At 68.7% G+C, this 21,591-nt stretch carries 19 protein-coding genes; 11 read left to right on the top strand and 8 right to left on the bottom strand.

Going from position 1 to position 21,591, the window contains the following annotated elements; genetic code table 11:
* Positions 1-86: 86 nt before the first annotated feature.
* The 7 genes from CTB96_RS01845 to CTB96_RS01875 all read right to left on the bottom strand — a co-directional run bounded on the left by CTB96_RS01845 (position 87) and on the right by CTB96_RS01875 (position 7,388).
* Complete coding sequence (locus CTB96_RS01845; RefSeq protein ID WP_110125220.1) at positions 87-1,238, bottom strand: ABC transporter substrate-binding protein; 1,152 nt, start codon at positions 1,236-1,238, stop codon at positions 87-89.
* A gap of 114 nt (positions 1,239-1,352) precedes the next feature.
* Positions 1,353-2,159, bottom strand: a complete 807-nt coding sequence (locus CTB96_RS01850) for an ABC transporter permease (protein WP_248283172.1) — start codon at positions 2,157-2,159, stop codon at positions 1,353-1,355.
* Positions 2,156-2,983 (bottom strand): ABC transporter ATP-binding protein, encoded by an 828-nt coding sequence (locus CTB96_RS01855; RefSeq protein ID WP_110125222.1) that lies wholly within the window; start codon positions 2,981-2,983, stop codon positions 2,156-2,158. Before CTB96_RS01855 ends, CTB96_RS01850 begins: the two co-directional genes overlap by 4 nt.
* Positions 2,980-3,924, bottom strand: coding sequence for an ABC transporter permease (locus CTB96_RS01860; RefSeq protein ID WP_110125223.1), 945 nt, complete (start codon positions 3,922-3,924; stop codon positions 2,980-2,982). The genes CTB96_RS01855 and CTB96_RS01860 overlap by 4 nt, the downstream gene beginning before the upstream one ends.
* Positions 3,921-4,937 carry a TIGR03842 family LLM class F420-dependent oxidoreductase gene (locus tag CTB96_RS01865; protein ID WP_110125224.1) on the bottom strand — a complete coding sequence of 339 codons (1,017 nt, stop codon included), beginning with the start codon at positions 4,935-4,937 and terminating at the stop codon, positions 3,921-3,923. Before CTB96_RS01865 ends, CTB96_RS01860 begins: the two co-directional genes overlap by 4 nt.
* An 8-nt stretch (positions 4,938-4,945) precedes the next feature.
* Positions 4,946-6,379, bottom strand: a complete 1,434-nt coding sequence (gene hydA / locus CTB96_RS01870; RefSeq protein ID WP_110125225.1) for a dihydropyrimidinase — start codon at positions 6,377-6,379, stop codon at positions 4,946-4,948.
* 130 nt (positions 6,380-6,509) lie between these two features.
* On the bottom strand, positions 6,510-7,388 hold the full coding sequence (locus tag CTB96_RS01875) for a nitrilase-related carbon-nitrogen hydrolase (protein ID WP_110125226.1): 879 nt from the start codon (positions 7,386-7,388) through the stop codon (positions 6,510-6,512).
* Between the two features lie 240 nt (positions 7,389-7,628).
* Between CTB96_RS01875 and CTB96_RS01880 the strand changes: the two genes are divergently transcribed.
* The 9 genes from CTB96_RS01880 to CTB96_RS01920 all read left to right on the top strand — a co-directional run bounded on the left by CTB96_RS01880 (position 7,629) and on the right by CTB96_RS01920 (position 17,427).
* Positions 7,629-8,966 carry an aminotransferase-like domain-containing protein gene (locus CTB96_RS01880; protein WP_110125227.1) on the top strand — a complete coding sequence of 446 codons (1,338 nt, stop codon included), beginning with the start codon at positions 7,629-7,631 and terminating at the stop codon, positions 8,964-8,966.
* A gap of 137 nt (positions 8,967-9,103) precedes the next feature.
* On the top strand, positions 9,104-10,405 hold the full coding sequence (locus tag CTB96_RS01885; protein ID WP_110125228.1) for an FAD-binding oxidoreductase: 1,302 nt from the start codon (positions 9,104-9,106) through the stop codon (positions 10,403-10,405).
* A 407-nt stretch (positions 10,406-10,812) separates the two neighbouring features.
* Positions 10,813-11,808, top strand: a complete 996-nt coding sequence (locus CTB96_RS01890; RefSeq protein WP_110125229.1) for a putative F420-0 ABC transporter substrate-binding protein — start codon at positions 10,813-10,815, stop codon at positions 11,806-11,808.
* 52 nt (positions 11,809-11,860) lie between these two features.
* Positions 11,861-12,946, top strand: coding sequence for a putative F420-0 ABC transporter permease subunit (locus CTB96_RS01895; protein WP_248283173.1), 1,086 nt, complete (start codon positions 11,861-11,863; stop codon positions 12,944-12,946).
* 200 nt (positions 12,947-13,146) lie between these two features.
* Complete coding sequence (locus CTB96_RS01900) at positions 13,147-14,097, top strand: ABC transporter ATP-binding protein (RefSeq protein ID WP_248283174.1); 951 nt, start codon at positions 13,147-13,149, stop codon at positions 14,095-14,097.
* On the top strand, positions 14,094-15,548 hold the full coding sequence (gene cofD, locus CTB96_RS01905) for a 2-phospho-L-lactate transferase (RefSeq protein WP_181397101.1): 1,455 nt from the start codon (positions 14,094-14,096) through the stop codon (positions 15,546-15,548). Before CTB96_RS01900 ends, cofD begins: the two co-directional genes overlap by 4 nt.
* 92 nt (positions 15,549-15,640) lie before the next feature.
* Positions 15,641-16,111, top strand: a complete 471-nt coding sequence (locus CTB96_RS01910) for a hypothetical protein (RefSeq protein WP_110125231.1) — start codon at positions 15,641-15,643, stop codon at positions 16,109-16,111.
* Between the two features lie 106 nt (positions 16,112-16,217).
* Positions 16,218-16,895 carry a lysoplasmalogenase gene (locus CTB96_RS01915; RefSeq protein WP_110125232.1) on the top strand — a complete coding sequence of 226 codons (678 nt, stop codon included), beginning with the start codon at positions 16,218-16,220 and terminating at the stop codon, positions 16,893-16,895.
* 187 nt (positions 16,896-17,082) lie between these two features.
* Positions 17,083-17,427 (top strand): non-heme iron oxygenase ferredoxin subunit, encoded by a 345-nt coding sequence (locus CTB96_RS01920; protein WP_110125233.1) that lies wholly within the window; start codon positions 17,083-17,085, stop codon positions 17,425-17,427.
* Between the two features lie 80 nt (positions 17,428-17,507).
* On the opposite strand, the gene moaA is transcribed toward CTB96_RS01920, so the two are convergent.
* Positions 17,508-18,623 (bottom strand): GTP 3',8-cyclase MoaA, encoded by a 1,116-nt coding sequence (gene moaA / locus CTB96_RS01925; protein ID WP_110125234.1) that lies wholly within the window; start codon positions 18,621-18,623, stop codon positions 17,508-17,510.
* A 200-nt stretch (positions 18,624-18,823) separates the two neighbouring features.
* On the opposite strand from moaA, the gene CTB96_RS01930 reads away from it, so the two are divergent.
* Together CTB96_RS01930 and CTB96_RS01935 are read left to right on the top strand one after the other, a co-directional pair.
* Positions 18,824-20,530, top strand: coding sequence for an HNH endonuclease signature motif containing protein (locus tag CTB96_RS01930; protein ID WP_110125235.1), 1,707 nt, complete (start codon positions 18,824-18,826; stop codon positions 20,528-20,530).
* A gap of 57 nt (positions 20,531-20,587) precedes the next feature.
* Entirely contained in the window at positions 20,588-21,556 is a 969-nt protein-coding gene (locus CTB96_RS01935) for a formylglycine-generating enzyme family protein (RefSeq protein WP_486601437.1), read from the top strand.
* The last annotated feature ends 35 nt before the right edge of the window (positions 21,557-21,591 follow it).

The following is a 21,591-nucleotide window of genomic DNA, read 5'->3' on the forward strand; positions in this document are numbered from 1 at the left end:
GTTCCTTCTCTTCTGCCCTCGCGAATCGCAAGGGCGGTGGTGCACCGGGCGGCTGCTGTGAGGCAGCCGCCCGGTGCGGAGGTGTACTACTCGCCGCCCTCCTGGAGGGTGACGTCGATCGGAGTCCAGTCGGCGCCCATGACGTCGACTCCATCCGCGGTCAGCTCATCCAGGGCCTTCTGCACGTACTCGTTGGAGTACGCGGTTTCGGGCGGGTCTGTGGTGATGATGGTGCCACCGGTTTCGTTCTTCGTGTTCATGGCGATGTCGACGGTGTTGGCCCAGGCAGCCTCGTCGATCAGGCCGACGCCGTTGGTCGACGGGAAGATCAGCTTGCTGACCTCGTTGGTCATCCACAGCTGGTGGCCGGCGGGCAGGGCGGATCCGGCGTCGGCCACGATGGTCGCGGCGTCTTCCGGGTTCTGGGCGGCGTAGATCCAGCCCTTGATGGAGGCCTTGATGAAGGCGACCGTCTGGTCGGCGTACGCCTCGTCGTCGGCGAGCTTGTCGGTGTTGGCCCAGATGGCGTCTTGGAGCATGGCGGTGCCCTCGTCGTTCCAGTCGATGACGTTGAGTTCATCGGGCTGGTAGAGCTCACCGGTGTCGGGGTTGATGGTCTCGAGCACCTGGGCGTACTCGTTGTAGGTCATGGCCTGGGCCGCGTCGATGTCACCGGCGAGGAAGGCGTTCATGTCGAAGGCCTGCTGCACGAGGTTGATGTCGCCCACCTCGACGCCGGATTTCTGCATGCCGGCGAAGAGCTCCCACTCGTTGCCGTAACCCCAGCTGCCCACGTTCTTGCCGGCCAGGTCGGCCGGGGTGGTGATGTTCTTGTCCTTGAACGAGATCTGGGTGGTGGCGCTGCGCTCGAAGATCTGCGCGACGTCGGTGATGTTGGCGCCCTGTTCGATGGAGCCGAGCACCTTGGGAACCCAGGAGATGGCGTAGTCCACGTCGCCGGAGGCGAGCACGTCTTGCGGCACGATGTCGGCGCCGCCCTCGGCGATGGTGACGTCGAGGCCTTCGTCTTCGTAGTAGCCCTGGTCGACGGCCGCGTAGTAGCCGGCGAACTGGGCCTGGGCCACCCACTGCAATTGCAGGGTGACGGGGGTGAGGTCTCCGCTGGCGGAGTCGTCGGACGGGGCGGAATTGCCGGAGGCGCTGCATCCGGAGAGGACGAGTGCGCTGGCAGCGGCAACGGCGCCAGCCGTTGTCAGCCATCGTGTGCTGTGTTTCATGAGTTCCTCCTTAGTAGTACTGCTGCGGGGTGCTGCTGCGGGGGTCGAGCGGTGTGGGTGATGCGGGCGGGTGATGCGGGTTGACCGACTTCGTGGGTCGGGCGTTTCAGGGGGTCAGGCCGGAGCGCTTCGGCTGACGAGTTTCTCCAGGCCGAGTGCTGCGCAGTAGAAGAGGAGTCCGAGAATGATGGAGCCGAGCACGTAGGCCCAGGCCAGCCCGTAGTTGCTGCTGGACGCGGCAGACGTGATCGACTTGCCGAGACCGCCGACCGGGCCACCGAAGTATTCGGCGATGAGGGCGGAGATCACCGCCAGGGATGACGCTATGCGCAGGCCCGTGAACACGAACGGCACCGCGGTGGGCAGGGTGACGGTCTTGGTGGCCTGCCAACTCGACGCGGCATACGAGCGCATCAGGTCGCGGTGCACCGGGCGCACCATGCGCAGGCCCTTGAGGGTGTTGAAATACACGGGCACGAACACGGCCAGAGCGGCCACGAGCTGCCGGGCGGTCTCGGCGTTGGCCCCGAACATCGTGTAGAGCACGGGCGCCAGCGCCACGATCGGCACCACCGCGAACGCGGCCACGATCGGTGCCGCCATTTCGTCGAGGATGCGCAGGAGGGCAGAGAGGATGGCCAGGAGCACGCCGACGATCGCGCCGAGCACCAGCCCGATCAGGGCGTTGCGGCCGGTGACGACCATGCCGTTGACCACGTTCTGCAGGTTGGCGGTGAACTGCTCGCCGATCGCGAACGGGCCGGGCAGGATGAACGGCTTGACCGCCAGCACGGTGACGAAACCCTGCCAGAGCAGGATCGCGACCACGCCGAGCAACACCGGCGGCAGCACGGTGCGGGCCAGGCCGGCCGCGCCCCGCCCTCCGCGCATACTGCCTGGCGTGCTCGCGGGCGTGCTCATCGTGTCTCGACCCCGCGCGCCCCGGTGGAGGCGCTGCCGTGCAGGAGCTCCCGCACCTGGCTGACCGAGTGGAAGAAGTCCTCGTCTTCGCGCAGGTTCTCGCCGCGGTCGCTCATGCGGCCGAGGTTGACGCTGAGCACGTCGCGGATACGGCCGGGCCGCGGCGACATCACCACCACCCGGTTGGAGAGGAACACGGCCTCGGGGATGGAGTGGGTGACGAAGACCACGGCGGCGCTGGTCTCGGCGCAGATGCGCACGAGCTCGTTCTGCATGCGCTCCCGGGTCATCTCATCGAGCGCGCCGAACGGTTCGTCCATCAGCAAGAGGCTGGGGCTCTCGGCCAGTGACCGGGCGATCGCGACCCGCTGCTGCATGCCGCCGGAGAGCTGGTCAGGGTAGTGCCCGGCGAAGTCGCTCAGACCCACGAGCTCGATCAATTCGGCGGCCCGCTCACGGCGGGCGGCCTTGCCGGTGCCGTGCAGCTCGAGCGGAAGCTCGATGTTGCCGGCGACCGTGCGCCAGGGCAGCAGGCCGGCCTGCTGGAAGGCGATGCCGTAGTCCTGGTCGATGCGGGCCTGCCGGGCGGTCTTGCCGAACACCTCGATCGACCCGCTGGTGGGGGTGTCGAGGTCGGCGATCAAGCGCAGCAGGGTGCTCTTGCCGCAGCCGGACGGCCCGATCAGCGAGACGAACTCGCCGGGGGCGACGGTGAGGCTCACCGCATCCAGGGCCGTGACGGATGCACCCTTGCGGCCGGCGAAAACACGGCTGACCGCGTTCACCGCCACGGCATGCTCTACCGGTGCTGCTGCCGTGGTCATGAGGCCACCTCTCCCCTGCGGAATCGACGTAAGAACAGTGAGACCAGGCCGACGAAACCGGCGGCCACGAGGCCCACCAGCACCGACCCGAAGATGGGGGCCCAGGGCTTGCCCGGGTCGCTGCCGGCGGCGCCGGCGTATTCCACGATGAGCCGGCCGATGCCGCCGCGCAGGCCGATGGATACCTCGGCGACGACGCTGCCAATCACGGCACTGGCCGCCGCGAGGCGCAGGGCCGGCAGCAGGTAGCCCACGCTGGCCGGCAGGCGCAGCCGCCAGAGCGTCTTCCACCAGCCCACCGCGTAGCAGTGCATGAGGTCGACATGGTTGGCGTCGGGCGAGCCGAGGCCCTTGAGCGCGCCGATCGACACCGGGAAGAAGGCGAGGTAGGAGGCGATCAGGGCCACCGACATCCAGTTCTCCCAGGTGAAGGCACCGAACTCGATCTGCGCGCCCCAGCGCCGCACCAGCGGGGCGAGGGCGATCAGCGGCACGGTCTGGCTGAGGATGATCCAGGGCAAGATGGCCGACTCGGCGAGTTTGAAGCGTTGCATGAGCAGGGCCAGGGCCAGGCCCACGGTGACGCCCACGATCCAGCCGACCGCGGCGATGCCGAGGGTGAACAGGGAGGCTTCGAGCACGGCCTGCCACATCGGGATTGCGTTGGCCCCACCGGTGACCGGTTCGAGCACCCGCTCGAGCATCACCCAGAGGTGCGGCATCGCCATCTCGCTGGCGCGCGGCAGCACGGTGATGCCGCCCACGATCACACCGTCGGCGGGGCCGAAGAAGATGTAGAGCTCCCAGAACAGCGCGAGGGCGAGCACGCCGAGAGCGCCCACCAGGATGCGCCGCGGCATCCCCTGGCCGAGCCAGGACCGGCCGCGTGACGCAACGCCCGCCCGGGCGGGGGCGGTGCGAACGGAGCCGGCCTGGGTCATGCCTTGGCCGTGATGTGGTCGGCGAGGGCGGGGATCACGGTTTCGCCGTAGACCCGCATGGTTTCCTCTTTGTTGTCGTGCTGCAGGTACCCGGCGAATTGGTCGACGCCGAGTTCCTTGAGCGCCTTCAGCTTTTCGATGTGGGCCTCGGCGGGGCCGAGCAGGCAGAACCTGTCGACGATCTCGTCTGGCACGAAGTCGGTGTGGGTGTTGCCGGCCCGACCGTGCTCGTTGTAGTCGTAGCCCTCGCGGCCCTTGATGTAATCGGTGAGGGCCTTGGGAACCGCGGAGCCCTCGCCGTACTTGGCGACAATGTCGGCGACGTGGTTGCCGACCATGCCGCCGAACCACCGGTTCTGGTCGCGCATGTGCGGCATATCGGTGCCGATGTGCATGGGCGCGGCAACGCAGAACTTGATCGCGTCGGGGTCGCGGCCCACGTTCTTGGCGGCGGTGCGCACGGTCTTGATCATCCACTCGGCCACGTCGAGGTCGGCCATCTGCAGGATGAAGCCGTCGCCGACTTCACCGGTGAGCTTGAGCGCGAGCGGACCGTAGGCGGCCACCCAGACGTCGAGGGTGGAGCCCTGACTCCAGGGGAACTGCAGGGTGGCGCCGTTGTACTCCACCGACCGGGAGTTCGCCAGTTCACGGATCACATGGATCGATTCGCGCAGGGTCTTCAACGTGCTGGGCCGGCCGTTGGTGACCCGCACCGCGGAGTCGCCGCGGCCGATGCCGCAGATGGTGCGGTTACCGTACATCTCGTTCAGGGTGGCGTAGGTGGACGCCGTGACCGTCCAGTCCCGGGTGGCCGGGTTGGTGACCATGGGACCCACGATCACCTTGCGGGTCTCGGCCAGGATCTTGCTGTAAATCACATACGGTTCCTGCCAGAGCAGATGGGAGTCGAAGGTCCACACGTGGCTGAAGCCGTGGTTCTCGGCCAACACGGCCAACTGCACGGTTCGCGCCGAGGGCGGGTTGGTCTGGAGTACTGCGCCGAAGTCCATGGTGTCCCCTAGATCAGGTACTGGCTGAGGCCGCGTTTGATGTACTTGCCATCACCCTTGGCGCCGAGGTACTGGTTGTTGTCGATGACGACCTTGCCGCGGGAGAGCACGGTGTCGACGTGGCCGTCGATCTCGTAGCCTTCCCAGGCGGAGTAGTCCATGTTCATGTGGTGGGTCTTGTCCACTCCGATGGAGGTGTGACCGTTCGGGTCGTAGATCACCACGTCGCCGTCGGCACCGGGCTGGATGACGCCCTTCTTGCCGTACATGCCGAACATGCGGGCCGGCGTGGTGGAGGTGACTTCCACCCAGCGTTCGAGGGAGATCTGCTTGTCGACCACGCCCTGGTACAGGAGGTCCATGCGGTGTTCGACCGAGCCGATGCCGTTGGGGATCTTGGAGAAGTCAGTCAGGCCCATGTCTTTCTGGCCCTTCATGCAGAACGGGCAGTGGTCGGTGGAGACCATCTGGATGTCGTTCGTGCGCAGGCTCTGCCACATGTGGTGCTGGTGGCCCTCTGCCTTGGAGCGAAGCGGAGTGGAGCACACCCATTTCGCGCCCTCGAAGCTGCCCCACTCGTCGCTCGAGGCGCCGAGCTGGTCTTCCAGCGAGAGGTAGAGGTACTGCGGGCAGGTCTCGCCGAACACGTTCTGACCGCGGTCGCGCGCGATGGCGATCTGCTCCACCGCCTGCTTGGCCGACACGTGCACCACGTAGAGCGGGGCACCGGTGAGGTTGGCGAGCATGATCGCCCGGTGGGTGGCTTCTTCCTCGGCCTGCCACGGCCGGGTGAGGCCGTGGTAGTAGGGCGTGGTGTTGCCGGCCTCGATGGCCTGCTGCACGAGCAGGTCGATGACGCTGCCGTTCTCGGCGTGCATCATGATCATGCTGCCGTTGGTGGCGGCCTTCTGCATAGCCTTGACGATCTGGCCGTCGTCGGAGAGGAACACGCCCTTGTAGGCCATGAACAGCTTGAAGCTGGAGACGCCCTCTTTGACGAGCTCGTCCATCGCCACGAGCGAGGAGTCCTGCACGTCGGAGAGGATCTGGTGGAAGCCATAGTCGATCGCGCACTCGCCACGCGCCTTCTCGTGCCAGAGGTGGTACTGGTCGAGCACGTTCTCGCCGGCGTACTGCACCACGAAGTCGACGATGCTCGTGGTACCGCCCCAGGCCGCAGCCCGGGTGCCGGTCTCGAAGGTGTCGCTGGCCTCGGTGCCGCCGAACGGCATCTGCATATGCGTGTGCGCGTCTATGCCGCCGGGGATGACGTACTTACCGGCGGCGTCGATCACGGTGTCGACGTTCCGCTCCACATCGAAGCCGAGCAGGGTGGAACCCGGGGCGAGCACCGCGGCGATTCTCTCGCCGTCGATCAGCACATCCGCTGTGGCCGTGCCCGTGGAATTGACCACGGTGCCGTTCTTGATCAGGGTCTTCATCGGGGTTCTCCTGTTCGTTGCTTCGAGTCGTTGGTCGAGCCTGTCGAGCGTCGTACTGAGCCTGTCGAAGTGACCTGGTCACCGGGTCTCGACAGGCTCGACCAGCGGATGGTGCGGCGTCGAGACCGGTTTACGGCTTGGGGATCGAGGTGTAGGACTCGGGGCGGCGGTCCCGGTAGAACTGCCAGTTGTTGCGCACCTGGCGGATCATGCCGAGGTCGAGGTCGCGGATCACGACCTCCTCGTCCACTCCGCTGCCCAGCTCCCCCACATAGTTGCCCTGCGGGTCGACGAACTGGCTGGTGCCGTAGAACGTCACGGCGAGGTCGCCGTACTCGTTGTCCTCCCGGCCCACCCGGTTGGGTGCGGCCACGAAGTAGCCGTTGGCGGCGGCGGCGGCCGGCTGCTCGATCTCCCACAGCCGGTTCGACAGCCCCGGCTTGGTGGCGTTGGGGTTGAAGACGATCTGCGCGCCGTTGAGGCCCAGCTCGCGCCAGCCCTCCGGGAAGTGCCGGTCGTAGCAGATGTAGACGCCGATGGGGCCGACGGCGGTGTTGAAGACGGGGTAGCCGAGGTTGCCGGGACGGAAGTAGAACTTCTCCCAGAACTTGTCGAGGTGGGGGATGTGGTGCTTGCGGTACTTGCCGAGGATGGTGCCGTCGGCATCCACTACGACAGCGGTATTGTAATACACGCCGGGCTGCTCCTCCTCGTAGATGGGGAGCACCATGACCAGGTTCAGTTCCTTGGCCAGGGCGGCGAAGCGCTGCACGATCGGGCCGTCGGCCGGTTCGGCGTAGTCGTAGTACTTCGCGTCTTCGGTGATGCCGAAGTACGGGCCGTAGAAGAGCTCCTGAAAGCAGATGACCTGGGCGCCGTCGGCGGCCGCGTCGCGCGCGAACTGCTCGTGCTTGGCGAGCATCGATTCGATGTCGCCCGTCCAGGTGGTCTGGGTGATCGCCGCTCGCACGATGTTGGCTGTGCCGGTGCTGGTTGGGGTAGCGCTCATACTGTTTGCCTCCGCTAGGTCTCACACTGGGGTGACCTCGTCAGCGGCAATCGGCGACAGCGCAAAAAACCTGCGAGCCAAACGTTGGGGAAGCCTGTCGAGATCGAGCCACTTTTCGGTGTCCGGTTTTGTTATTATTCGACGTAAACATTTCTGTTCTGTTTCTTCACATGACGCACGCGTAAATCATCCTGTCCTCCGAAGAGGCAGATTGGCAAGGACTCGCACCGGAGGTCACCCATGCAGCTCTTCCTCGACGAGATCGAACAGGCCACTCCGGCAGGCATCGCGGCCGCGCTCGGCCGCCTGATCAGCTCCGGCCGGCTCGCTCCCGGCGAGCGCCTGCCGACCGTGCGGGAGCTGGCCGGCGAGCTCGGCGTGAGTCCGGCCACGGTGAGCCACGCCTGGCAGGCACTCTCGTCTGCTGGGCTGATCGTCTCCCGCGGCCGCAGCGGCACCTTCGTGCGGCAGCCGGCCACGTCCTGGCTGCCCGCCCGCACCCAGTCGCTGGCCGGGCACGTGAGCGATACCCGGTTGGACCTCTCCCGCGGCACCCCGGACCCGGCCCTGCTGCCGGCACTCGGACCGGCGCTCTCCCGGGTGTCGCAGCGGGCGATGACGCCCAGCTACCAGGCGGTGCCGGTGATCCCCGAGCTGCTGACCGTGCTCACCGGCTCTTGGCCGTACCGGTGCGAGTCGATCACCGTGGTGGACGGCGCCCTGGATGCCATCTCCCGCAGCCTCGAGCAGGTGGCCCGGTTCGGCGATCGGGTCATCGTTGAAGACCCGGGCTTTCCGCCGTTCTTCGACCTGCTCGACCAGATGGGGATCGAACGGCTGCCGGTGGCCGTGGATGCCGAGGGTATCGTGCCGGGCGCGTTCCAGGCGGCGCTGGCCTCGGGGCCGGCCGCGGTCATCCTGCAGCCGCGCGCGCACAACCCCACCGGGGCGTCGATGTCGGCCGAGCGGGCGAAGGAGTTGGCCCGCCTGCTGTCCGCGAGCAGCAGAGCGGCGAACACCATCGTGATCGAGGACGACCACTCCGGCGCGATCAGCACCTCGCCCGATGTGTCGCTGGGCAGCTGGCTACCGGAGCGGGTGCTGCACGTGCGCAGCTACTCCAAGTCGCACGGCCCCGATCTGCGCATCGCCGCCCTGGGCGGTCCGGCGGCGCTGGTGGACCGCATCGTGGCCCGCCGCATGCTCGGCCCGGGCTGGACCAGCCGGATGCTGCAGACGATCCTGCACGAACTGCTCACCGACGGTGCCAGCATGGCCCAGGTGAACGAGGCCCGGCACGTGTACTTCGCCCGGCAGAAGGCGCTGGCGGATGCCCTCACCGGGTTCGGCCTGCCCCTGCCCCGCGCCGACGGCATCAACGCCTGGGTGCCGGTGGCCGACGAACGCGACGCGATCGTGCGGCTCGCGGCATCGGGCATCCGGGTGGCCGGCGGCAGCCCGTTTCTCGCATCGGAGCGGCCCGAGGCGTTCATTCGCGTGACTGCCGGCGCGCTGCCCGACGATGTGCTGCCCGTCGCCCAGGCGATCGCCGCCGCGGCCGGGGTGCCCGCCACCTGAGGGGCCGGCGCGTTTCAAGGGGTCGCGGGCGGCGCGGGCGAGGGGCATGCTGGGCGCAGACAGTGACTCACCAGTGCGGTCCGGCGGATGCGACTTGGGGGACGGTCGACGCCGCACGCGACGGGTGCGGAGGAACCATGATCGACGGCTTCGCGGGCACGATTCTCCTGCCCGGCTCCGACGAATACCTGATGGCGGCCACGGCCTACGGCAAGGTCGGCAGGCCCCGGCTGGCGGCGCGGCCCACCGATGCGGCGGACGTCGCGGCCGGGATCGCCTACGCCAGAGCCGAGGGCCTTGAGCTGTCGGTGCGCAGCGGCGGGCACAGCCCGCTGAACATCAACGATGGCGGAATGGTGCTCGACCTCTCCCGCATCCGCGATGTCGAGGTGCTGGGCGGTGACCGGGTGCGACTGGGTAGCGGTGCCACCTGGGGCAGTGTGGCCCAGGAGCTGATCGAGTACGACCTGGCGGTCTCCAGCGGCGACACCTACACGGTGGGCGTCGGCGGCCTCACCCTGGGTGGCGGCATCGGCTGGCTGGTGCGACAGCATGGGCTGGCGATCGACAGCCTGCTCGAGGCCGAGGTGGTGCTGACCGACGGGGCCATCGTGACGGCCAGCGACACGAGTGAGCCGGAGCTGTTCTGGGCGTTGCGCGGGGGCGGCGGCAACTTCGGCGTCGTGACCCGGTTCACCTTCCAGGCGCATCCGCTTCGGGGCGTGGTGTTCGGCAGCATCGACGTGCACCCGGCGGCGCTGGCCGACCTGTTGTGCGGTTGGCGGGACGTGATGCGGGCCGCGCCGGAGAAGCTCAACTCGACCGTGTACTCGACGCCGGAGTTCGGTCCGGAGATGCCCGCGGAGACGAAGGTGCTGGTCTGTTACGGCGGCGCAGATGTCGATGAAGCGATGTCGGCCATCCGGCCCCTGTTCGCGCTGCCCGGCGTGACCGGCAACGACGTGGATCGCAGACTCTTCGTGGAGGTGTTCGACGAGCCGTCGGCGCCGCCCGGGTCGATCCGGATCGTGGACCGTAACGGCTTCGCCCGGGACTTCGACGACCCCCTGATCGAGCGGCTCACCACCATGCACGCCGAGCTCAGGTCGGCGGTGCTCATGGTGCGCTACGTGCGCGGGGCGCTGAACCGGGTGAGCGCGGATGCGACGGCATTCGCGCACCGGGATGCGGAGGTGTTCGTCTCGTCGGCGGCGTTCCTACCGCCGGATGCCCCGGACTCCGCCGAGCGGCGCATCCTGGACGATTGGTCGGTCGTGGCCGAGGGGCTGACCGGCACCTACGGCAACTTCAGTCTTAGCGCGTACCCCGATGTGTTCGACTTGATGTACCCGCCGAAAACCGCTGAGCGGCTGCGGGCCGCGAAACGGCGCTACGACCCGGAGAACGTGCTGGCCCACAACCTCAACATCGTGCCCTGAGTCGGGCTGCGCAGCCACGCAGAGGTACGCGGGGCAGGCGCCGGTTCGCGGGTGGCGCGCCACGGGCGCAGCGGCGCGTTGCCCGCGAATCGGGCTCCGCGCCGTTCCGGAGCGTGGGGATGCGCGTGCCGCGACCGGGCGTGCCGGGCTGGGGGCGCATCCGCTCGAAACGGGATGGGTTTAGGCTGGATGTGACCCCCGGTTTGATCTGACCGGTTGCGCTGGCCCGGATTTGGGCGGCAGGTCGGGGCTTTGCCCTCGTTTACTCCCCACCTCGTTTGAGCCACCGTTGGCCGCCGGCGCCTCTGCGCTGCGGTCGCCGCCCGGCCCGGGAGAGTGCCGCCGTGACTCTGCGGTCGCCTCCTGCCCGCCAGCGGATGCGCGGCTCCCCGCCCCAGATTGGCCCCATGAAGATTCGCTATCCCGCCATCGTCACCGCCGCAACGGCCGCGCTGCTCCTCACCGGTTGCGCGAGCGGTTCGCCCGCCGCCGCGCCCGCCCCGACAGCCTCGGCCGGCGGCGCCGGCGCGTACCCGGTGACCGTGCAGAACTGCGACACCTCGGTGACCCTCGAGGCTGCACCGGAACGGATCGTCACGATCAAGTCGACCACCACCGAGCTGTTGCTCGCGCTCGGCCTGGCCGACCGGATCGTGGGGTCAGCGTTCCTCGACGGCCCGCTGCCTGCATCCCTGGAGAAGGCCGGCGCCGACCTCAACGTGATCAGCGACTTCGTGCCCGGCCACGAAGCCGTGCTCGCGCTCACCCCCGACTTCGTCTACGGGGGCTGGGAGTCCAACTTCTCCGCCGACGGGGTGGGCGAGCGCACCGCGCTGGCCGGCCTGGGCATCGGCAGCTACGTCTCCCCCGCCGCCTGTAAGGGTGAGGCCATGCCGGACCCGCTCACCTTCGACACCGTCTTCGCCGAGATCGACGAGGCCGGCGCGCTGTTTGGGGTGCCGGATGCCGCCGCGGAGCTCGTCGCCGAACAGGAGGCAGAGCTGGCCGCGCTCACGCCCGCCGCCGGTGACACCACGGCGCTGTGGTACTCCAGCGGAACCGACACCCCTTACGTGGGCGCCGGCATCGGGTCGCCGCAGATGATCATGGACGCCGCCGGGCTCACCAACATCTTCGCCGACGTGCAGGACACCTGGACCTCGGCCGGCTGGGAGTCGGTGGTCGCCGCCAACCCGAGCGTGATCGTGCTCGTCGACGCGACCTGGAACACGGCGGACTCGAAAATCGCCAACCTCAAGGCCAATCCGGCCACTGCGGGGCTCGACGCGGTGCTGAACGACCGCTACATCGTGGTGCCGTTCGCCGCCACCGAGGCCGGTATCCGCAACGTCGAGGCCGCGGGGTCGATCATCGACCAGCTTTCTGAGCTCAACTCCAAGTAGGCCACATACCCGGCCGGGCATATAGTCGGGCCGTTCACACGAAGGACCAGTCATGACCGGCAGCACGAGGATGCAGGACCCCCGCATCACCGTGCCCCGGCCCGCCCCGGCCACACTGCGCCGGCCGGGCAGGTACCTGATCTGGCTGGTCACTGCGGTGATCGCGCTGCTGCTCGGCTGCGCGGTGGCCGTGACGATCGGCCCGGCCGACGTGAGCCTGGCCCAGGTGCTGGGCAGCGTCGGCACGCACCTCGGCCTGCCGATCGGTTCGCCGGTGCCGCCGCTGACGGATGCCATCGTCTGGCAGCTGCGGATGCCGCGCGTGCTCACCGCGGCCATGGTGGGCGCCGGCCTCGCGCTCAGCGGTGCGGTGATGCAGAGCGTCACCCGCAACCCGCTCGCCGACCCCTACCTGCTCGGGCTCTCCTCCGGAGCCTCGCTCGGCGCGGTCTGCGTGGTCATCCTCGGGGTGGGCTTCGCCCTGCCGGCCGCCGCGTTCGCCGGTGCCCTGATCGCCCTGTTCGCCACCCTCAACATCGCCAGGGTCGGCGGCAGCATCACTCCGGGCCGGGCCGTGCTGGCCGGCCTTGCGATCGCCCAGCTGGGCTCGGCGGGCACCTCGTTCATCATCTTCTGGGCGGCCAAGGGCGACTCCTATCGCGAAATCCTCAACTGGCTGCTCGGCTCCCTGGCCGGCAGCTCGTGGAGCAGCGTGCTCATCTCGTCGGTCGCCCTGGTCGTGGTGGGCACGGGCATCCTGCTCGCGGCCAGCCGGCTGGATGCGTTCGCCTTCGGCGACAACAGCGCCGCCTCGCTCGGCCTCAACGTGAATGCCACCCGGTGGGGATTCCTCGTTGCCGTCGCGCTGCTCACCGGCGCGATGGTGGCAGTGAGCGGGGCGATCGGCTTCGTCGGGCTGATCTTGCCGCACCTGGTGCGCGGGCTCAGCGGACCCGGGCACCGGCGGCTGCTGCCCCTGGTGGCCGTGGTCGGGGCGCTGTTCCTGGTGATCGCCGACACCCTCGCCCGCACCGTCTTCGACCCGCGGGAACTGCCGGTGGGCATTATCACGGCGTTCATCGGGGTGCCCGTGTTCATTCTGCTGATCAAGCGCAAGCGAAGCGCGGCCTGGGCATGAGCGCCGAGCGCGAGACAGCCCGAAGGGCCAAGGGTTCACGAGAGGACAGTTCAGGCCAGTCCCAGGACACCACACTGACCCCAACTGCCCTCTCGCCAAACTCCACCACGCGAGAGGACAGTTCAGGCCAGTCCCGACGCGGCTCACTGGCCCCAACTGTCATCTCGGCGGCTGCGGGCGACGCGGGCGCGGCGGGGGTCGTGCTCGACGGGGTCTCACTCAGCATCGAGGGCACCCGCATCCTGCAGGACATCTCGGCAACCCTGCCGGCCGGCTCCGTCACCGGGCTGCTCGGACCCAACGGCGCGGGCAAGTCCTCGCTGCTGCGCATCATCGCCGGCATCGACCGGGCGGATGCCGGCACCGTCACCCTCGATGGCGTCGTGGTGGGGCAGCTGCGCCGGCGGGAGGCCGCCCAGCGCATCGCCCTGCTCGAGCAGAATGTGGCCCCCAGCGTTGACCTGTCGGTGCGCGAGGTCGTGCTGCTCGGCCGCATCCCACACCGCAGCCGGCTGCTCGGCAGCTTCGGCGGCGACGACGACCTCGACGTGGTCACCGCGGCCCTGGCCATGGTGGGTGCCGCCGACCTGCTCGATCGGCGCTGGCACACCCTCAGCGGCGGCCAGCAGCAACGCGTGCAGATCGCCCGGGCGCTCGCCCAGCGACCCAGCCTGCTGCTGCTCGACGAACCCACCAACCACCTCGACGTGAGCGCGCAGCTCTCGCTGTTGCACCAGGTGCGCGGGCTCGGGCTCACCTCGGTGCTCGCCCTGCACGACCTCAACCTCGCCGCCGCCTACTGCGACCGCATCGTGCTGTTGCAGGGCGGCCGGCTGGCCGCGTTCGGCACGCCGGCCGAGGTGCTGCGGCCCGACGTCATCCGGCAGGTCTACGGCGTGGACTGCGACATCGTGCCGCATCCGCGCACTGGGCGCCCGGTGATCGTGTTCTCCGGCCCCGACGACCCGATGCCCGCACCTGCCGACCCGCGAGTTGCCACTTCCGGCCCCCTGGCTGCGCCACATAGGGCACCGACTGGCAACTCGCTAGTAGCTGACTCGCGAGTTGCCAGTTCCGGCCCCGTCGCGGCTCCGTACGGGGCACCAACTGGCAACTCACCGGCATCCGACCCGAACGAAGGAATCTCATGACCCGTGTCACAGTGCTCGCCGGCGGCGTGGGCGGGGCCCGGTTCACCCGCGGGCTGCTGCACCACCTGAACACGGATGCGCGCCTGCCGGGCGCACCGGACGTCACCGTGATCGTGAACACCGGCGACGACATGTGGCTCGATGGGCTGCGCATCTGCCCCGACCTCGACACCGTGATGTACACGCTGGGCGGCGGAATCAGCGAGGAACAGGGCTGGGGTCGCACCGACGAGTCCCGGCGCACCTCTGCGGAGATCGCCGCGTACGGCCGCGGCTGGTCATGGTTCACCCTGGGCGACCTCGACCTGGCCACCCACATCGTGCGCACCGACCTGCTGCGAAGCGGCGAGACCCTCAGCGCGGCCACCGAGTTCCTCAGCCGCCGCTGGCAACCCGGTGCGACGCTACTGCCGATGAGCGACCAGTTCGTGGAGACGAACGTGCGCCTGGCCGCCGACGCCGACGAACACACAGCCGGCGACCTGATCCATTTCGAGGAGTGGTGGGTGCGCTACCGAGCCTCGGTGCCGGCCGCCGAGTTCGTGCAGGTGGGGTTGGCCGACGCGGTCGCCGCTCCCGGGGTGATCGACGCCATCCTGAACGCCGACCTGGTGATCCTGCCGCCGTCGAACCCCGTGGTCTCGGTGGGCACCATCCTGGCGATCCCGGGCATCCGTGAGGCACTGCGCACCACCACGGCCCGGGTGATCGGCGTCTCGCCGATCATCGCCGGCGCCGCCGTGCGCGGAATGGCCGACGCCTGCCTGGCCACGATCGGCGTGGAGACCTCGGCGCTGGCCGTCGGCCTGCACTACGGTTCCCGCCGTGACGGCGGGCTGCTCGACGGCTGGCTGGTCGACGAGACGGATGCGCAGGCCGTGCCCAAGCTGGAGGCCGCCGGCATCCGCGCCCGCGCCGTGCCGCTCTGGATGTCCGACGTGCCCGCCACCGCACGCATCTTCGCCGAGGCGGTGTGCGTGGCCGCGCTGCCCCCGATCGAGCTGCTGCAGGCCGCGGAGCCCGAGGAAGAACCGGCCGAACTGCCGATCGCTGAATTCGCGTTCCCCGGCCAGCTCCGCGACAAGCTGGTGGGCGCGATCCTGGCCGGTACGAAAACCTCGACCACCTCCACCCTGGTGGAGTACTCGGTCGAAGACGAGCCGCTGCCGGCGGTGGGCAGCCGTCAGATCGTGATCGATTCGCTGGAGCGCCCGGTGGCGATCATCGAGACCACCGGCGTGCGAGTGGTTCGCCTGGCCGACGTCGACCTCGACCATGCCCGCGACGAGGGCGAGGGCTACACCTCCGTGGCCGAATGGCGGGCCGGCCACGAAGCGTTCTGGCACAGCGACGACATGCGCGCCTACATCGGCAACTCCGATTTCACCGTGACCGATGACACCCCGGTGGTTCTCGAACGGATGCGCGTGGTCGCGCTGCTGCACCCCTGACGCAGACGATGCGCCTGCCGAGTCCAGCGGGATGGTGCAGACCGGCCTACTATCGCCGGCAAGCATCCCGTTGACCGGAAGGTAGTACCGCCATGGACACAGCGACAGTGGTCTGGATCATCGTGGGCGTTGTCGTCGTACTCGCAATCATCGGCGTGATCGTCTACGTCGCCGGCCGGGAACGCCGCGAGAAGAAACGCCGCGACGATCAGCAGCGGGCGCAGGAGCTGCGCCGTGACGCCGAAGCCCGCGCGCTCGACGCCCGGGAGAACGAGGCCGAGGCCACCCGGGCGCAGGCGGATGCGCAGCAGGCCCAGGTGGATGCCGACCGGCTGCGGCAGGAAGCCGACCAGCGCCAATCCCAGGCGCAGGAGCTGCGCGCCTCCTCCGCTGAGCAAAGCCGTCAGGCCGACGTGCTCGATCCCACCGTGGACACCCGGCGCGGCCGGCACGGCGGCGGCACGGCCGCCCCGCGCTCCGCTGCGAGCTCTGGCGGCGCCCACGCTGCCGACGCGCGCACCACCGACCAGGACCCGCGGCGCGGCAACGACGACCGCGCCTGACCGCGCCGTGCACCGGCGGTGCGCGAGTCCCAGTGCTGCTCAGTCTCAGTACAGTGAGGGACACATCCGTCCCACAGTGAAGTGAGCAGACAGCGAAGTGAGCAGAGTGCACGCATCCCGAGTCACGGTTCCGCCGACGACGTCCGTCGTTCCCTTCCTGCCGATTCTCGTCGTCAGCGTCATCCACCTGGGCGCCATTCTGCTGGGGCAGAACGACATCGTGGCGTGGACCAAGCCGCTGCTCATGCCGGCCCTGGCGATCGGACTGATCTGGGCCGCGCCGCAGCGCCGATCGCCGGCCGTTCTGCTGGGAGCGCTCGCCCTGTTCCTGTCCTGGGTGGGAGACGTCACCCTGCGGTGGTTCGTCGTCGGGCTGATCTTCTTCCTGCTGGCCCACATCGTCTACCTCGTGCTCTTCGTGAGCAGGCTCACGGCACGCCGAATGCCCTGGTGGGCCGTCGCCTACCTGGTCTGGCTCGGTGTGCTGCTCGTGATGCTGGCTCCGCACACCGGCTCGCTGCTGATCCCGGTGATCGCCTACGGCGTCGTGCTCTCCGCGATGGCGGCGTTCGCGTCCCGGTGCAACCGCTGGGTCGCGGTCGGCGGGGCGCTCTTCGTCGTCTCCGATTCGATCCTGGCCATCGACAGGTTCCTGCCCAACGCCGGTATCCCGTTGGCGGACGCCGTGATCATGGTGACCTATCTCGCGGCGCAGACGCTCATCGTGTGGGGATTGCTGCAGCACGAGCGGGCCCGAGTGGCTCTGGGGCCATCGTCGGCGTGATCTCAGCCCGGTTGGCAGCTCGCCAGCCCGTGCCTCTGTCGCGGCAGCATTCAAGTCTCCTTCGCCGGGCCGAATGGCCCTGTTCCATCGCGTGTGAGGATGCTTAGCCTCTAAGTCGGGGTGTTCGCCCCTTCCCATTGCCGGGAGGAATCAAGGCCGGCATCCGCCCGGCGGGAACGAGGATCAGGTGCCAACCAGGGTGTGTGCGGAAGACGAGCTGGAGCTCGGCGAAGCATTCAAGGTCATCATCGACGGCGTGCCCGTTGCCCTGGTAAAGGACAGCGCCGGCAACTGCTTCGCGCTCGGCGACACCTGTTCGCACGGTGACATCTCGTTGTCTGAGGGCTTCGTCGAGGGCGATGAGATCGAGTGCTGGGCGCACGGCGGCAAGTTCGAGCTCGCCACCGGTGCCCCGCGCGCGCTGCCCGTGAGTGATCCGGTGCCGGTTTACCCGCTCACGATCGTGGATGGCGATGTCTATGTAGACGTGACGTCCCGGGTGGACGTGGCTGCCTACCTCGCCAGCGCCTGAGCGCCGGGGCCGCTCGAGAGGGTTGAGGGCAGCTCAACCAGGCACAGGCACGGCCGCTGACGCCGCCCATCGGGGCGGGGTCAGCCGCCGATGTAGGACATCTCGATCTTCTTGCGGCCGGAGGACCGCACGGCGCCGGTCTGGGCGCTGCGCAGCTGCGAGGCACGATCCGTGCGCTGGCGCCAGATGGAGCCCATCGCGGCCGAGAGCTGCTCGTCGGTGCTGCCGTCGCGCAGCAGCGCACGCAGGTCGTGGCCCTCGCTGGCGAACAGGCAGGTGAAGAGCTTGCCGTCGGTGGAGACCCGCGCGCGGGAGCAGGTGTGGCAGAACGACTGGGTGACGCTGGAGATGAGGCCGATCTCGCCGCCGCCGTCGACGTAGCGCCAGCGCCTTGAGGTCTCGCCGGTGTAGTTGGGGGCCACCTCTTCGAGCGGCAGTTCGGCGTGGATGCGATCGCGCACCTCGCTGGACGGCAGCACCGCGGCCATGTCCCAGCCGTTGCTCGTGCCCACGTCCATGAACTCGATGAACCGGAGGATGTAGGGGGTGCCCTTGAAGTGCCGGGCCATGTTGACGATGTCGTGGTCGTTCTGCCCGCGCTTGACCACCATGTTGATCTTGATCGGGCCGAGGCCCACGGCGTGGGCGGCGTCGAGGCCGGCGAGCACCCGGCCGACCGGGAAGTTCACGTCGTTCATGGTGCGGAAGGTGGCGTCGTCGAGGGAGTCGAGGGACACCGTGACCCGCTTGAGTCCGGCGTCCTTGAGCGCCTGCGCCTTCATCGCCAGCGCTGACCCGTTGGTGGTGAGGGCGATATCGACCGGCCGGCCGGCCGGGGTGCGCAGCTCGGCGAGCATCGCGATGAGTTCTTCCAGGCCCTTTCGCAGCAACGGCTCGCCGCCGGTGAGGCGGATCTTCTCCACCCCGTGCGCCACCGAGATGCGGGCCAGCCGGGTCATCTCCTCGAAGGAGAGCATCTCGTCCCGCGGCATGAAGGCGAAGTCCTTGCCGAAGACCTCCTTGGGCATGCAGTACACGCAGCGGAAGTTGCACCGGTCGGTGACCGAGAGTCGCAAGTCGTGCAGCGGACGATCGAGGGTGTCGACGAGTGGCGCAGCCGGTGTGGAAGCAGGGGACCCCGGCGTTGTCGCCCCAGCGGGCGCGACAACGTGCGCTGAGAGGGGTGCGCCGGACATGTATCGACCCTAACCCCGAACGGTTACGGTTTGATTGCGGATGCGTGAGGAGCAGTGTCGGCACCCGAAACTCACTCCCGCCGCCCGGTGATTCTGCCCGGCGGAGCCGTTGCGCGATCGCATCCCCTGAGCCCAAAAAGAGTTATCAACAAGTTGATTTTTGCTCACACAAAGCTTCGATACCGGGCTAGATTCGGGGTATGACAATCCAGACGATTATCGAAGACACGTTCGGCGGGGAGGACCTTCCCGTCGGCGCCGTGTTCGATGCCGTCAGGCCGGATGATGCGGGCACGGATTCTTCTGGTAAGACCGGCATTGCCCGTGGCCCGCTGGTGGAGGCTGCGGCCTCGGTGGCCCGGCTCGGCCGGTGCAGCACGGATTACGACCGCCTGTCAGACGCCGATGCCTTGGCCGGGCAGAAGACGCTCGCGCGGTTGCGGCACGAGCTGGACACCTGCAAGGCCTGGATGGCGAAGACCCTCGCGCAGCGTTCCCGCTGGGAGCTGGGCCAGGACGGCCTGGCCAAGAAGCACGGCTATCTCTCCCCCGAAGACCTGATCCAGAATCTCACCGGTGGCACCAAGGCCGACACCCGCAAACTCGTCGAGGTGGGCCGGATGCTGGCCGAAACCGAAGCGGCCAGCGCTCTACAGGCCGCAGCCGAAGCCGAAGCAGAGGCCGAGGCTGCCCGCAGGTTGCTCGACCAGGCTGACCCGGGCAGCGACGGCCGGGTGGACCTCGACCCGGACGGCACTGACCCGGACGGCACTGGCACCGACAATTTCAGTACTCCGTCGCTTCCACCGGTGCCGGCGCCCTGGCACGCGCCGATCGCTCGCGCCTTGAGCGACGGCACCCTGTCCATCGACGCGGCCCACGCCCTGCGCAAAGGGCTGGGCGACATCGACACCGTCGTCACCGGCCCGGTCCTCACCGAGGCCCTGGACCGGTTGCTCGCCGATGCCCCGACGATGAACGCGGACCAGCTCCTCAAAGCCGCCCGGCAGGCACGGGACAGCCTCGACGAAGCCGGCATCCGGGTGCGCGAACAGAAAGCCTGGGACGACCGCTACCTGCGCATCTGGACCCTCGACACCGGCCAAGTCCGGGTGGACGGCCTCTTCCCGCCCGAGCAGGGCGAGTTCATCAAATCCACCTTCGACAGCCTCACCAGCCCCCGCCGCGGCGGCGTGCGCTTCGTCGACACCGACCGCGCCGCCTGGGCACGCCGCGTGCAAGACGACCCCCGCACCACCACCCAGATCACCTGCGACGGCTTCATCGACCTCCTCCGCGCCGGCACCACCATCAACCCGAACGAGATGCTCGGCGGCCGCCGCCCCACCGTACAGATCCTCACCACCGTCACCCCCACGGCCCCCGACCGGCCCGTCACCGCCGATGACATCCTGATCAACCCGCCCGGGCAGGCCGGCCAGGTCGGCCACGGCTCCATCGAAGGCAACACCTCCCCGGTCTCTGCCGAAACCATCGAACGCCTGATCTGCGACTCCGGCACCGTCGACATCCGCTTCGACGACCACAACCGGCCCCTCGACGTCGGACACGAACAACGCCTCTTCAACCGCGCCCAACGCCGAGCCCTCGCCGCCCGCGACGGCGGTTGCACCTGGCCCGGCTGCGACCGGCCACCCTCCTTCACCGAAGCACACCACATCGAACACTGGCAACGCGACAACGGCCGAACCGACATCAACCACGGCATCCTGCTCTGCCGCACCCACCACCTGTTACTGCACAACCAACGCTGGCAGATCTTCGAAAACCAAGGCCGCTACTGGCTACGCCCACCCGCCACGATCGACCCCGGCCAAACCCTCATCGAGATGACCGGCCGGGCGCAGGGTCTGCTGCCCAAGCCCTTAGCACCACCGAACTCCTGAAACGACCGATCCCGTGATCGGGGCGGGGTCGTCGTCGGGGTGGTTGCGCGCTAGGGTCTGCGCGTGACAACGGATGACCACGACTGCTGCACACCGAATCGTGAGGTGAGCGGTGCCGCGTCAGTTCCCCGAGCTGATGTCCCCACGACCGAGCACGCTGGCGGACACTCTGGCGGGCACACGCTGGAACAGGCCGAGGTTCCGGCCCAGCAGTTCCAGATGGGCGACGCCGATGGCGCTGGCAATCCCGGGGACGGCGAGACACCCGTGCACGCAGTGTCGCTGGATGCCTTCTCGATGGACGTGACGACCGTGACCAACGCCGACTTCGCCACGTTCGTCGGCGATACGGGGTACCGCACCGAGTCCGAGAGGTTCGGCTACTCGGCAGTGTTCCACCTGGCGCTCAAGGCCGAACTCGACGATATTCTCGGCCAACCGCCGCAGACGCCCTGGTGGCTCGGGGTGCGGGGCGCCAACTGGGCGCATCCGGCGGGTCCGCAGTCGTCGCTCGACGGTCTGGAGCAGCATCCGGTGGTGCAGGTGAGCTGGAACGACGCCCAGGCCTACTGCGCCTGGGCCGGCCGGAGGCTGCCCACCGAGGCCGAATGGGAATGCGCCGCGCGCGGCGGGCTGACCGGACGGCGTTACCCGTGGGGTGACGAGTGGGAAGAGGGCCGACGATGCAACATCTGGCAGGGCCGGTTTCCCGCGGTGAACACGCTGGCCGACGGCTGGCTCACCACAGCGCCGGTACGGGAGTTCACTCCCAACGGCTACGGGCTCTGGCAGAGCGTGGGCAACGTCTGGGAGTGGTGCGCCGACTGGTGGGCCGAGGACTACTACGCCAGCTCCCCCGGCCAGAATCCAGCCGGACCGGCCATGGGCGGCCAACGGGTGATGCGCGGCGGCTCGTACCTCTGCCACGACTCCTATTGCAACCGGTATCGCAACTCCGCTCGGGCCTCGAACACCGCCGACTCCGCCGCCGGCAACGTGGGCTTCCGCACCGTCGCCCTCACCTGACCTCGCCTCCCCGTCCCCTCGGCCCCTGCGGTTCG

Source organism: Cryobacterium arcticum (assembly GCF_003185895.1).
Taxonomy (GTDB): Bacteria; Actinomycetota; Actinomycetes; order Actinomycetales; family Microbacteriaceae; genus Cryobacterium; species Cryobacterium arcticum.